Genomic DNA, 13451 nt, shown 5'->3' with positions numbered 1-13451 from the left:
TTCAGGGGTTTTCCAATATTCTGTTTATTGAGAGGATGATTCGATTGGCTTTTACAACCGGATATATGACCAACACTAGAGATTTTGGTACTGCCTGCTCCAATGTCGTTGTAAATTTGGTCAACGAGGATACAGTGAACGCGGCAACCGTGACGATCCAAATTTTTTTCTCGCTTGTACCGGATACCAAAATCCCCTTATACGTGACATCGGTTAACTTATCTGTAAACTCCGTTGCCCGACGCACCTTCTTTGTGCAAGGGGTACTTGCCTATGAGGTACAATACAACGTAGTCTCCGCTGTACCTTCCAATGTCGTGCTCTCCAACTTTGGACTGGATCAATTTGGTAATGTTGTACAGGAGCATCGTGTTCTTCAGTCGGAACTGACCACCATCCCGGCGCTGTCTCCTGTTATTTAAAAGTTGCCCTGCTCCAGTGCTTGATGCAATCTGTGGGTGTAATACACGTAATTCCATTCCGGCGGTACGGACTGAACCCCTCGGCTGCTGCCGATGGTTGAGTGGTCATCTGTATAGTAGGAAAAGGCATGTGTATCCTGTAATGGGCGCAACAAATCTGTCAGATACAGCAAATCCGTCACGGCAATATAAGGTTTGACACCGAAGCATACAACAAAGCGGGTCGTTGTTTCACCAATAGCCTGAACCAGTGCTTCCTGGACCGAATAATGCTGACGTGGCGTTACGATTAACCGAGGATCGAGCATCATCGACAGGAAAGCGGCGGCTCCCTGTTCTGGCGTTAAATCCAGCAACCGTACCACGCAATTGCTGTAGTGCTGCTCCAGCAGATTATCCAGCATTGATTCAGCTTGAGCCATATCCGTGACAGGCATTAAAATCGTCATTTCAAGTGGGATGCCCCGACGTGCTCTCGCCTCATGCTTGGCGATTTGGAATGCGCGTCGCCAGCGTCGGTGCTCCTTCTGGCTGTGCAGGCCGGCCGATACACTAAATGTGGAATTCACCCGGTAATCCATCAGGATCTCCGGGATGAATTTCATGCTGCACGTCTCGGTCAGCCGCAGCCAGTAATCATAATCCTCAACTGGTTGCAGCCGATAGCCGCCAATCTGGCGGGCATATTTGCTTTTGTACATAAATGAAACCCCGACAATGCTGGCATTCAGCAATTCATGATGCGGCTGACCTTGGTACCGGATCAAAGCTTGTTGATGCTGCTCGTCATACAACGGGTTCCCACATGCGTCAACCTGGCGGAAGGTAGAGAACACAAGGCCGAGTGAGTCTGGCCCCTGCTCCAGCTCCTGCCGCAATCGTTCAATAAAGGAAGAATTATAAACATTGTCGCTGGATACCCAGGTCACATACTTGATCGCAAGATCTTTAAACAACTCATCGAATCCCCGGTTAAGGGCGTGGGATACTCCTTTGTTCTGAGGGAGTGTAACCAACTGAACGCGTGGGTCTCCCATTGCTGCGTGGAGCGCCGGCCCCACCATTTCCGGCGCTCCGTCAATAACAATGATGAAGCGAAATGCCCTGTAGCTCTGGGCTAGTACGGATGAGATCGCAACTTGCAGATAGCCGATATCCTGTTTGTACAGTGGCATAACAATCCCCGTATCTACCATATCAATCCCCCCTGACAGACTTTCGGCTTCATGAGGATAAACCGCTCAACACCTGACTGAAGCGATCTCGATAACGTGCTTGGGTTATGTTGTACTCCCGCTCCACAGCGGGCCAATGTTTTTTGGTTCCCATTTCATCATGCCAGCGGTAGTTAACCAAGGACTCGTTCAGAAAAGGAAATGGATATCCCGCCAGCATCACTCGGTACCACATATCCAGATCATGTGTGTACGGCAGCAGTTCATCAAACAAACCAATATGTGCAAACAGCTCCCTTTTAAACATAACCGTGCATCCATTAACCGGATTTCCTTGCTGAAAAAAACGGTAAAACTCCGTCATAGACGGAAACACGGCGGCTGCCTGATAGCTTGTGACTTGGCTGTATTGATTGATGAAATTAAAATTGGTATGGGAGATGTATGCACCGTTTTCCACCATAAATGAAACCTGATTATTAATTTTGTCCCTATGATAGGTATCGTCGGAGCTGAGCCAGGCAATATATTCCCCGCTGGCATGTCGGATACCATGATTCAGGGCGCTGGCTGTTCCACCGTTGGATTTGCCTAAATAATGTATATACGGAAGATAGGCTTGAAGCATATCAACATGTTCCGTGGACCCGTCATCGACGACAATAATCTCGAGGGGCCCATAAGTTTGCTCTAGTGCACTTTGCAAAGCCTGATCCACATATGCACAGTTATAAAAGGGAATGACGATCGTTACTTTCGGTCTCATATCGTTCCTTCCTTTCCAGCTCGGCGGTATTGAATCATATCCTCCAGAGATTGCGCCAGCTGTATGGTCGGCTTCCAGCCCATGTCCTCCAGCTCTTTCGCACGGTATGCCTCAGTGGATGCTGACTCTTCCACATCCCCCCATTGTATGGGAATAGATGTTTGGGCCAGCGCAACCATACGTTCCACGATATTGCCCAGTTCCACAATGCGGCCTGTGCAGACCGAGTAAACTCGGCCTGGCACACCCTGTTCCAATAGCACACCGTATGCGCGAACGGCATCACGAACGTCGAGGAAATCACGTTGCGCATGTCGAGAAGATACCCGGAACGGGGCAGTTTCAGTTACGGACTGCCCCTTCAGACGTTCCGTCTGAACGATATACCCCGCGAGTAATGCACAAAATCCGGTAGATGGACCCGGACCGATCAAGTTGCAAGGCTCTGCCAGCATAACGGATTGTTCGAACAGCGCGCCCCACGAGAGCGCGACTGCCTCTTGAAGGCTTTTGCTAAGGCTGTATGGATGTGTTGGATGATACGGAGCCTGCAAAGCCGTCTTTAGCCGAGAACCCGCCACGACAATTCTGGCTTTGGGGAAAGGTCGCAGTACATCGAGCAGATACAGGGTGGACAGTACATTGGATTCCATGTATAGCAGGGGACTCTGCCAAGATTCAGGGACGGAATTTTTGCCACCCAGGTGAAGCACATAATCCGGAGCAATCTGTCTAATTACTTCGCCCAGACGTTTCTTGTCGAGCAAGTCACACACATAAGGCGTAATACAGCTACGGGTCTCCGCCTCTGGACTATTATTTTCATCATCGCGAGCCAGTAAGATCAGTTCTGAGACGGAAGCGACAGTGCGAGTCAGCGCCGCTACCTCCCAGCCGAGCTTTGCAAAATGGCGGCAGGCATGCATCCCGGTATAGCCCGCCGCTCCAGTAATGACTATGACAGGCCGACGTTGTTCCGCTGTGCTTCCGTCCATTCCAGCAGCTCCTTCAGCATGATGCTGTAGTGAGGAACATCGTAGTGCAGATCGGCCCGGGTAGAACGAAGCGTCCGGTCCTGCACCGGCTCATCTTTCGGCACGATCCGAATATCCTCCCTATTCCAGATATCTTTGAACAGCAGCAGCAAATCATGCTTACTTATCGGTTCAGGGTGAACCAGATGAATGAGTCCGTCCAGCGGCTCATTCATCTGCACCTGTATCGCCTTCGCTAATTCCAGCGTCGTAACCCCGTTCCAAAAGACCCGGCGATACCCGTTAACGTCTCCGCTCTGTTGCAAGAACCAGTGCAGCAGACCAATGCCTCCCGGCCGAATTTCCGGCCCGATAATGGAGGTACGGATGGTCAGATGCCCTGCGGCCTTTACTTCTCCGAGTATTTTCGTCAAAGCATAGGCACTTGTCCCATCGGGTTGATCCGTCTCTTTATATAAACCAGGTATCCGATTTCCTTCGAATACGCAATCCGTGCTGATATGAATCAATCGGGCACCGATACTGTCCGCTGTCCGCCGGAGAAGATGTGGCAGCAATCCATTGATTTGGTATGCTGCAATCTGATCCTCCCCGGCATGCTGATTCAGTACGCCTACCGCGTTAATAATAACGTCTGGCCGTACACTCCGTACCAGCTGCTCCACCATAAAGCTGTCCTTTACATCCAGCAGCAGACCGCCTTTATTTTCGGGATCACGGGTGGTGTAGAACACGTTATACCCGCTCTGGTTTTGGAAATACTTAACCAGAACATGGCCCGCCATGCCGTTACCACCCAAAATAAGCAGCTTCATTTGATGAACCCCCCGCTTTGGAGAATGCTGCGAATCTCCTCTTTCGACATCAAATTAAACTCCGAGCTAAAGCTGCTGAATGACACGGGAGGGCACTGAGTATAGCGGTCCTTTAATTGAGGAATATTCAGCGTTGGGAGAATGACCAAATATTGCTCGTCATAGACTACCGTCGTCAGGCTTTCAAAGTCACTCATCAGAATTTCATGAATTTTCTCGCCGGGACGTACACCTTTTTCTACAATTTCTACGTTTTCCACACCTGAATCCTCAATGAGCACCTCAGCCAAGTCCACAATACGGCAGGTTGGCATGGTCATAATAAAAATTTCCCCGCCGACACTTTCCACCGAGGCTTTGAACAGGAGACTGATCGCATCACGCAGGGTCAGGAAGAAGCGAGTCATGTTCATATCTGTGATCGAAACCTTACCCTTTTGGCGAATCTGGCTTTGGAACAGATGCACCACGCTTCCGTTTGTGCCCAAAACATTACCGCCGCGCACCGTCACGAAACGTGTATCGCTATTCAGCAGATTGGCGTAAACAATCAGTTTTTCTCCAATCGCCTTCGTCATGCCGTAAAAATTGGACGGATTCGCGGCCTTGTCAGTCGATATATAAATGACTTTCTTTACCTGATTGGCAACAGCGGCCTCGATCACGTTTTGGGTGCCTACGACATTGGTTTTGAGAGCCTCATAGGGCTGATCCTCACAGACGGGAACGTGCTTGAGCGCTGCCAGATGAAATATATAGTCCACTCCTTGACAAGCGGTAGTCAGCGCATCCTTATCCCGAATATCTCCAATACAGAAGCTGAGTCGTTCATCCTCAAACTGTCTGTTCATTGCAACCTGACTGGATTCTCCACGTGAAAAGATAATGACCTCTTTGGGGTTACGCGGCAGTAACTGGGCAACCAGCTCATGCCCCCAGGAGCCGGTACCGCCGGTAACCAAGATACGTTGGTTTTCAAACATGCCGTTTCCCTCCAAGCAGAAATTTAACTACCTTATCCGACACATCTTCCGCTAGATAGCCCGCAGGACATTGCCACTTATGGGTCATCCCGGTCATTAGAGCTACGGCGTTTGCTATAACCTCGCCATCAAGACCAGACACGATATTGCTGCCGCAATCTACCGTTTCCGGCCGTTCGGTCGTCCGGCGCATCGTAACCGTCGGTATCCCCATGACACAGCATTCTTCCTGTACGGTACCACTGTCCGTCAAAGCGCAGCGGGCATGCCGCTCCAGCAGAACGAAGTCAAAAAAACCGAACGGTTCGTGAAACTCCACTAGCGGGTCAAGCTGGATCGGCGGATGGCTTGCGATTCGGGCGGCAGTGCGGGGGTGAATACTGCAAATGACCCGCTGCCCGAACTGCTGGGCTACCCGGTTAAGACCATCTAAAATAGCCAGCAAATGCGGTGGATGGTCCACATTTTCAGCTCTGTGGGCAGTGACCAGGAAATATTCTCCTGGCGACAGTCCCAACTTTTTCAAAATTCCACTGCCCGATACCTCTTTCTTATAGTGCTGCATCACTTCGTAGATCGGATTTCCAGTCAGTATAATTCGTTGACTTGGAAAGCCTTCGCGTAGTAGGTGCTGCTTGCTTTGCTCCGTATAAGGCATATTAATGGTGGATATTGCATCAATGACACGCCGATTCTTCTCCTCCGGCACATCCAGATCATAACAGCGGTTCCCCGCCTCCATATGCACGACCGGGTAACCCATACGTTCCGCAAGCAAAGCACATAAGGCGCTGTTCGTATCACCGAGCAATAACACATGATCAGGACGTTCCTTGTTTAAAATATCCTCCATCTGCGAGTACATGACGGACAACTGTTTGCCCAGTGTCCCCGCTTTCTCCTGAAGTACATAATCCGGGGCACGCAGTCCCAGCTCGCGAAAGAACTGCCCGCTCAGGCTTTCGGTGTAATTTTGGCCCGTATGCACAAGCACATGTTCATCTGCATGGCGGTCCAGCTTCGGAATGATCAGGCTGAGCCGTATAATTTCCGGTCTTGTGCCGAGCACGGTCAATATTTTCATGGTTTTGGAACCCACCTTTGCTGTCGTTGTTTCATTGAATTGTGGCGTTCAATGAATGATAGCCATCCAGCAGACTGGCTGTGCTCCAGCTTAACGTTCATCTCAACGGTCCGGCGTAGATTCACCCGGACCGTTGTTTTGTATGCTGTCCAGCCTTGAGCGTGACTCGCTTCTGCTTGTGCGCGTTGTGTCGTCGTGACCGGTGCTTGAATTTCCGCTTGAGCTTCTGTCTGGACTTAGCTTTCGGATAAAGTCCCTTCGACAACGGGGACCCGTGAATTTTCTTAAGGCGACTCTTGCCGCCGCTTCTCTTATACCTGCGATTCCGCAATCTGGTACGCTTGCGGCCCTTTGGCCATCTCGCCCGAACACTACGCTTGCCTTGGAGCAATTCGGGCGGTGACTCAGGTAAAGGGGGTGCTGGTTGTGGCAAGCCCTGAATGGCTGCATATTCGATTGGCGGCAGCCCCAGCACAGGCAGTTGACACACCACCGATTCGGGAAATTCTCGAATCGTGCTGGTATATCCCTCCGGTATAGCAGTGACCTGACGCAGTCCTTCGCCTTCCCTCGTCCATACAGGTCCACCTGGCTGCTGAATCAACGGGAACCAATGCGGATGATGACATACCCATTGACTGACCATAAGGTGTAAACTGCCTCGGTAGGAATCAGGTCCGTATACACGTGTAGCCGCACTGTTGTTACGCACACCAATCCGTTCCACTTCCTCGGGATGATCGAGCAGATAGCCCACTTTTTGCGCCAGCATGTCGCTGTTGCCCGGCTCTACCAAAAAATCTGTATTTCCGGTCGCCTCCATCAATTCCACAAGTCCACCCTGCGCAAAGGCTACCACGGGCTTACCGTAAACTAGCCCTTCCAGGGCGGTCAGGCCAAAGCCTTCCTCCACCATACTTGGGATTACAACAATATCCATTGCGCTATAGGCCGTTGACACGGATTCCTCGAATGAATTGAACTGGAAGCGGCGGCTATAACGAGATTGGCGGATTAAAGAGACACATTTTACGTAATATTCCGAGTCCACCGAGCTGCCGATGATCCAGAAACGACAACGTGAATTGGTTTCGCACAGCTTTAGAGCCATTTGGACAAAAGGTAACAGCCCTTTGGCTTCGTAGATAAAGGAAGAAATATAACCAATGCAAATATGAAAATCCCGCAGCCCCAGTTTTTCACGCTTTCTTTTCCGTTCCAGCACATGCTCTTTGGGAGACGGCATATCCATATCCCGGCAGGGAGACAACACCGTATGCGGACGTGTCAATCCCCCACCATGCAAAGGACGCATTACAGCTTGCGAAATGCCGATGACCCATTGGCTATAGCGCTCAATGATAGAAACAGAAACTGGCGTATGGGCATTCTGGTTAATGACCTCGGTTATTTTCCAGATCACTGGAATATTAAGCTCTTGGGCAGCCATTGCAGGCATGACGTTCACACAGGTATTGACCAGCACCACATCAGGTCGAGCATGCCGAAGCATCTGGAACAATGGTGCATACGCCACATGAGTCCGCAAATTCTCCGCATCTTGCGCCAATCCCTCATATGGGGTATACATGCCATGCAGCATGAACAGGTTCTGTGTCAGAACGGTGATTCCGCGCTTGCGGGCCATTGAGGTCAGCCGCCCTTCACCAGGCGTTACGAGAATACAATCGAAGTACGTACGCATGTCTAGACAAAATTGCAATAGCAGTTTCTCTGCCCCCGTAATACTGCGGACGTTGCTAACATGGCTGAATAGCATCATTTTCGGCTTGATCGGAGTTCACCTCCTTTAAAATAGCAACCATCGGACGTGTAAATCACCTTATGGAAATATGACCGACAACAGTTGGTCAATCCGGTGACCATAGGTGTGCTCCCGCAGGGTTCGCTCCAGAGCACGCAGGGCAATCTCATGGCGCTCTTTTTCATGCGTCAAATAAAACTCAACCTTCTCCAGCAGTTCCTGCTGAGAGCTGTAGGTCTCTATCTCTTCCCCCGGCTTGTAAAAACGAGCCAGATCATCTCTTGTATCTGTCAGTTGCAACGTGCCACTGGCAGAAATTTCAAACGTACGCGGGTTGGGCGAAGCCCCCGGAATTTTCAGTGAGTTGTTGTTCACCGAATCATCCTGATGGGAACGATGAAGATTAATTACGATTTTGCTGCCGTTATACGAATCATTGGTCTCGACCGGAGACATCCAGCGACCCAGCTCAATTTTGTCACCATACGACTGATAATCCGGGAGACGATCCCACCAGATTCCGTTGATTTTAATGTTACGAGCCATGAGCTGAGGCATAATCGGATTGAAGAAATAGATGCGGTTCCAGTAGGCTGAGCCTGTAAACCCAATCTCACGTCGTACCGAAGCGGGCGAGCTGAGTGGGAAATAGTGAGTCAGAAATGCCCCAAAGGGCAAATAGTGCACAGACGTGCAACCCAACTGACGGTACAGCTCCAGGCAGTTCATTTCTAACGTGAACACATAATCATAATTCGTAACGATTTTGGTCGTCGTGTCGGTATAATATGGATCGTCCGTTAGCCAGATGGCGGTGGGGATGCCCAACTGGCGTACCGCAGTAACCTGCTCCAACGGAAGATCCATTCCATCCAGTGCCAGCATCAGATTCGGACGGAGCTGAGCGGCAATATCTCCTACCGGCTGACGTGGGTCTGTTACGGTAACCTGAGCTGTCATGCTTTGCAACGTGGTAATGACCGCCTCATCCAGCGGAGAATACGGAAGGCCTTTACCGGAGACGACATACAGTACATGGATTTGTCGAAATGGGAAAACTGCTTTCATCCGCCCAACCATTGCGTTAGCACGTCCGCGCAGATATCCTTCGTCGTATCCGTCATGCACTCCCGCAATTCTCCCCCTTTCCCAGGAGGCTGCCGCCGTCTGGTGAACAGCCGGGTCATACGGTCCTGTCGTAGATATCGTCATCACTTTCACTCCTCACTGTTTATGGTGTTTACTTTAGGCCATCGCCTTGTCCAGCAGTTCTTCCATGCGATTGGAGTACATATGCTTTTGCATAGTCGTGTGCAATGCGCGCCAGGCCATGCGTTCGCGTTCCCAGTCATGCTTGAGATAGTAGTCCAGCTTCACTTTCAGTTCCTCTGCTCCAGAGAAGGTTTCAATGTCATAGCCTGGTCGGTAATAACGGCTCAAATCCTTCCGAATATCCGTCATTTGAAGCGTGCCACAAGCAGAAATTTCGTATGTCCGAGGATTGATGGACTCCGCTGAAAGCTGGTGTGTATTCCGATTATCCAGTCCAGGGTCTGTCGGGCGGTGCATATTGATGACAATTTTGGAGCCGTTATAATATTGAGCGGTCTCTTCCGGCTCCATAAAACCTGGACGGATAAAGCGTTCCAGCACATCCCGCCGGGTCAGCCGATCCCAGTGCCCACCTACGATCAGCACTCTTTTGTCCGCCAAGAAGGGAGCAAGGTAGTCGAACAGCTTCACACGGTTCCAGAAGGCATTTCCAATGAAGCAAATATCATGCTGATGTTCCCGCTCTACCCGCCGGGGATAAAAGATACGAGTTGACGCAGCCAGCGGCAAATAGTGAACCCTCGTTACTCCCTGATCGCGATAAAACGGCAGGCAAGAAATTTCGTGCGTAAATACGACATCGTAGGATTGACAGATCAACGCCGTATCCTCCGTAAAGTAAGGATCATCTACAAACCATATGGCCGTCCGAATGCCAAGGGCTCGTATTTGCTGTACCTGCTCCAGATGATCCGCCGGAAAAACATGCAGCCCGTTCATGACCAGCACGAGGTCTGGACGTTGAGCCTCGGCGTCAGCTAGCATCGTAGCAGGCGTACCGATGGCGCATGAGCTGCATATTTGGCCTAATGCCTCTTGCACACCTGTGTCTATAGCTGCGAAACCTTGCGGAATATATAACACTTTCAAATGACGAACAGCAGGCTGTATTGCCACGACCTGTGACAGAGCAGCCGCGCAACCGCCCATTCTGCGTCCTTCCCGATAGCCGCATCGGTACGCTTCGCGTTCATTTCCGCTTTGTTGATCGTTCACATCCTTCACCCTGTCCTGTTGTAGGATAAACTTCTGTCACTCCTAAACTATATGCGGAGGGGTCAAACGCATCATGGACGACTGCCACCGCCCGGACAAAATTGGCGTTTGCCCGTCCAACTGCCGAACCGCAAATAACCCCAAAGCTGTTAGCTTCGGGGGGGAGAACAGTAATAGATGATTTGCACAGTTTACTGAGCTTTGTAAGCGAGCTGGTGTCCATCTTCATAACCTTTGGCAAAGCCTGAATTGAAACCCTCGTTGTAAGCTGCATCATATCCCTGCTGAAATGCCTGCGGATCATGCTCCAATACCACAGTCCCAGGCTGTGGATTCTCCGCAGAAGGGGCTGCCACCGGGTTAGCTTGAGGTTTAGCTTGAGGTTTTTTCCGCCGCCGCAAATGAGGATGTCTTCTACGTGCAGAATGAAGTCCTCTTTTACGGCGTCTTAGAGCAAGGAGACGTCTTCTTCTCCGTTTTAATCTCCGCATGCTGGAACGCCGGGCATCTTTACGTCTTTTGCGGGCTTTGTCCCGAGTGGCGCGTTCCCACCTTGTACTCATTTTCATTCCTCCTTTGCTTTCTCGTGGTGGTTTCATTTTTCTGAACAGGCACATGGAGCCACGGTTTAGTCGGTTTCCCATATACCTGTCGTCTTAATGGAATACCCTCCAGCATTTGCGTGATTTTTCCCTGGTAGTTGCTGAGTAGACGGATGGTTTCTTCCAGACGGGTAGCCGACATATCCGCATGGGGCGTCAAGTCCGCAAGACTGGTCAGCATCCGAGCAACGGCGTGCTGGCTGGCAGCAATAGACTCCATCATATCCAGCTTGATCTCACGTTCACGCCTCATGCTCATTAGTTCATATCCCCCGAGCCCATTCCTCCCATCATCCCTTCCATGCCGCCACCCTGCTGCTCATCCTGATCCAGCAATGCTTTAAGGTTGCTGCACAGTCCAGTCTGAAGCCGGGTCAATCCCTCCAGCATTTCCACCATCTGCTCATGAATTTCCAAAGGCCGTCCCAACTGCTCTTCATCGGTTTCAAATGCGGAAGGCGCCAGATGGTTCAGCGCCCAATTACGCATTTTTTCAGCTTCGACCGCCTTGGCCTCCAAAATCATAGACACATTCCGCTGCATCTTGGAAGCTGCGTCCAGCATGTGAATCATTGCTTTTTCCCTACTCATGTGTTCACTCCCTACCTTCGGTTGTTACACTACTCCTCTTCCGGGTATGCCGTCTCCTTCACCACACGAACAAGCATTTCAGCCATGGCTTCCTGAAGGTCGGCAATACCGTTCAAATAGGCAACAATACTTTTGTTTACCTGTCCCGAACTATCGAGAATGCCCGGAATTCCATCAAATCGCGGCTCCTCATCCGGCAGTTCATGTATGATCTGTGCCATGCGCACGACCACCTGCCGTTCCGCATCCAGCAGCCTCGACATCTGCTGCTGCGAGTGCGAAATATGGATCAGCAAATCATCTAACTCGTTATGCATAAGCCCCTCCTTTATGTGTTCCGCCTTGCGGAACGCACGAAATAACTACGGGCTTTCCGCTACTACAGCGTATGCCGCAGCGAGTAGTCGGTTCGCCTAAAAAAAGCCTATTAATCATTACAAATGTCCTCGCAGCACCGGTGGAGCAATAATAGGCTGCTTCTCCGTCAATGCCGACAATTCTTCGGAGGACAAAAATTGAATTGGATAGTCCTCAGCCCGCCAGCTCATCACAGCGTAGAGGGTAAGAAACGGTCTTTTCCAGCCGTTGCCGATTTGGTACAGTTGCCCACCTTCAGCATACAGTAACTCGATCCATCGCTTACGTTGAGCCGGGATATGAAGTGTGGGCAACATGGACATGTTCTTCAGATCGGGAGCCGCCAGTACAGGAATAGGTTCCTCTGGCGGCTCAGCTACAGGTGCATCAATGCTGCCGGAAACTGTGGCCTCCGGCTTCCCTACCAAGGGAAGTGCCAACAAATCCAGCTGAGACAATCTGACAAGGCGCACATTTTCACCTCCCGCAGCACTGACTCCATGCAGATACCGCCTTCTTCCCGGCTCTAACCGAAATACTGCTCCAGACGGTCCCTGAACAACCGCTCCGATGGGATAAAAGCTTGCCGCTGATACGTGTGTTTCCTTACCTGTTGATATCTGACCGTCCGTCTCCGCTGTACTGAATTTCAGGTTGTGGAACAGCTTATCCGCGTCCCCCCACTTTTGTACAAAAAAGGATCGGTTCCGGCTGCTTTCCTCCATTGAACCGCTTTTTTCGGTCGTTTGAGGAAAACCATACACCGTATCCCGATCTCTTTCTTCATAGTGGATAAAAGCATCTCCGGCAATTGCCATACGTATCCCCAACAAACGCACACGCAGTAGCCAATCTGCATGGGCCTCCTGAGTACTGTGGCAGCCTTCGTCCCAGTAGCCCGTTTTTTCAAGTGTCTCTCTGCGCAGCAATAAACAAAATCCGGCTAAGCTTTCGGTCTCTCGCCATGCAGCCGGTTTGGGGATATTGAAGTTCATGGCAAATTGACGTGCTCCATTTTCGTTCATATAAGGAATCTCAATCTGCTGTTCTTCGAATGGACCATTCGTTACAGGTCCGACAACACCAATACGCGGATCGCTGTATAAACACCCTAACAACCGATCCAACCAGCCGGGGGTCACCATGGAGTTTTGATCCAGTACCACAATAGTTGTACCTTTTGCCATCATCAGCCCCTGATTCAGGCTACCTATCATTTGAACATCCTTTTTTAGCAGTGCATAACGCACAGCGATGCTTTTACGGAGCAAATAGGTGGATGTCCCGTCCGTCGAGCCGCAGTCCACCACAATAATTTCGTGAGGATGGCTCGTATTCTCCTCAATACGGTGAATACATGCACGGAGCTGTTGAAGCTGATTGCAGGACGAAATGATAATACTGACGCCTTCAAAAACCTTGCCGAACGAAGCCTGGCCCAACCTGTTGCCTTGCTCCTGACCCCTTTTATATCCTGACCAATATCCTTTCTTTCCGAGCCGCTTGCTGTGTTTCCTTTGCATATTCAGGCGTTTCATGCCGTTCACTCCTCCGGGTGGCATTATGCC

Annotated in this window: 15 protein-coding genes; 1 reads left to right on the top strand and 14 read right to left on the bottom strand. The window is 50.7% G+C overall.

The window, feature by feature from the left end; genetic code table 11:
- The first annotated feature begins 44 nt into the window (after positions 1–44).
- Positions 45–422, top strand: a complete 378-nt coding sequence (locus tag ACQW03_RS16785; protein ID WP_441950707.1) for a hypothetical protein — start codon at positions 45–47, stop codon at positions 420–422.
- On the opposite strand, the gene ACQW03_RS16780 is transcribed toward ACQW03_RS16785, so the two are convergent.
- From ACQW03_RS16780 to ACQW03_RS16715, 14 genes are all read right to left on the bottom strand, one after another.
- On the bottom strand, positions 419–1618 hold the full coding sequence (locus tag ACQW03_RS16780; RefSeq protein ID WP_441950705.1) for a glycosyltransferase family 2 protein: 1200 nt from the start codon (positions 1616–1618) through the stop codon (positions 419–421). The two genes, ACQW03_RS16785 and ACQW03_RS16780, sit on opposite strands and share 4 nt — an antisense overlap.
- Before the next feature lie 28 nt (positions 1619–1646).
- Entirely contained in the window at positions 1647–2363 is a 717-nt protein-coding gene (locus tag ACQW03_RS16775) for a glycosyltransferase (protein WP_104497933.1), read from the bottom strand.
- Positions 2360–3358 (bottom strand): NAD-dependent epimerase/dehydratase family protein, encoded by a 999-nt coding sequence (locus ACQW03_RS16770; RefSeq protein WP_076294201.1) that lies wholly within the window; start codon positions 3356–3358, stop codon positions 2360–2362. The genes ACQW03_RS16775 and ACQW03_RS16770 overlap by 4 nt, the downstream gene beginning before the upstream one ends.
- Positions 3319–4173: a dTDP-4-dehydrorhamnose reductase family protein gene (locus tag ACQW03_RS16765; protein WP_441950702.1), complete on the bottom strand. Its 855-nt coding sequence runs from the start codon at positions 4171–4173 to the stop codon at positions 3319–3321. The genes ACQW03_RS16770 and ACQW03_RS16765 overlap by 40 nt, the downstream gene beginning before the upstream one ends.
- Positions 4170–5156 (bottom strand): polysaccharide biosynthesis protein, encoded by a 987-nt coding sequence (locus ACQW03_RS16760; protein ID WP_441950700.1) that lies wholly within the window; start codon positions 5154–5156, stop codon positions 4170–4172. The genes ACQW03_RS16765 and ACQW03_RS16760 overlap by 4 nt, the downstream gene beginning before the upstream one ends.
- On the bottom strand, positions 5149–6240 hold the full coding sequence (wecB, locus tag ACQW03_RS16755; protein WP_441950698.1) for a non-hydrolyzing UDP-N-acetylglucosamine 2-epimerase: 1092 nt from the start codon (positions 6238–6240) through the stop codon (positions 5149–5151). Before wecB ends, ACQW03_RS16760 begins: the two co-directional genes overlap by 8 nt.
- 121 nt (positions 6241–6361) lie before the next feature.
- Positions 6362–8023 (bottom strand): glycosyltransferase, encoded by a 1662-nt coding sequence (locus tag ACQW03_RS16750; protein ID WP_441950696.1) that lies wholly within the window; start codon positions 8021–8023, stop codon positions 6362–6364.
- Positions 8024–8083: 60 nt separating this feature from the next.
- Positions 8084–9217, bottom strand: a complete 1134-nt coding sequence (locus ACQW03_RS16745; protein ID WP_025722611.1) for a CgeB family protein — start codon at positions 9215–9217, stop codon at positions 8084–8086.
- A 33-nt stretch (positions 9218–9250) separates the two neighbouring features.
- Positions 9251–10342, bottom strand: coding sequence for a CgeB family protein (locus ACQW03_RS16740; RefSeq protein WP_071642736.1), 1092 nt, complete (start codon positions 10340–10342; stop codon positions 9251–9253).
- 182 nt (positions 10343–10524) lie between these two features.
- Positions 10525–10896, bottom strand: a complete 372-nt coding sequence (locus tag ACQW03_RS16735; RefSeq protein ID WP_049827688.1) for a hypothetical protein — start codon at positions 10894–10896, stop codon at positions 10525–10527.
- The gene (locus ACQW03_RS16730) at positions 10844–11194 is read right to left on the bottom strand and encodes a hypothetical protein (RefSeq protein WP_441950693.1); all 351 of its coding nucleotides are present in this window, start codon (positions 11192–11194) and stop codon (positions 10844–10846) included. Before ACQW03_RS16730 ends, ACQW03_RS16735 begins: the two co-directional genes overlap by 53 nt.
- Positions 11194–11526: a restriction endonuclease subunit S gene (locus ACQW03_RS16725; RefSeq protein WP_071642740.1), complete on the bottom strand. Its 333-nt coding sequence runs from the start codon at positions 11524–11526 to the stop codon at positions 11194–11196. Before ACQW03_RS16725 ends, ACQW03_RS16730 begins: the two co-directional genes overlap by 1 nt.
- 29 nt (positions 11527–11555) lie before the next feature.
- Entirely contained in the window at positions 11556–11843 is a 288-nt protein-coding gene (locus ACQW03_RS16720; RefSeq protein ID WP_013311765.1) for a hypothetical protein, read from the bottom strand.
- Positions 11844–11960: 117 nt separating this feature from the next.
- A complete protein-coding gene (locus tag ACQW03_RS16715) occupies positions 11961–13421 on the bottom strand; it encodes a glycosyltransferase family 2 protein (RefSeq protein ID WP_441950690.1) in 1461 nt (486 codons plus the stop codon).
- Between the last annotated feature and the right edge of the window lie 30 nt (positions 13422–13451).

This window comes from Paenibacillus sp. DRB1-1 (assembly GCF_052119485.1).
Taxonomy (GTDB): Bacteria; Bacillota; Bacilli; order Paenibacillales; family Paenibacillaceae; genus Paenibacillus; species Paenibacillus polymyxa_B.
This window is presented reverse-complemented; position numbering and strand designations above follow the sequence as displayed.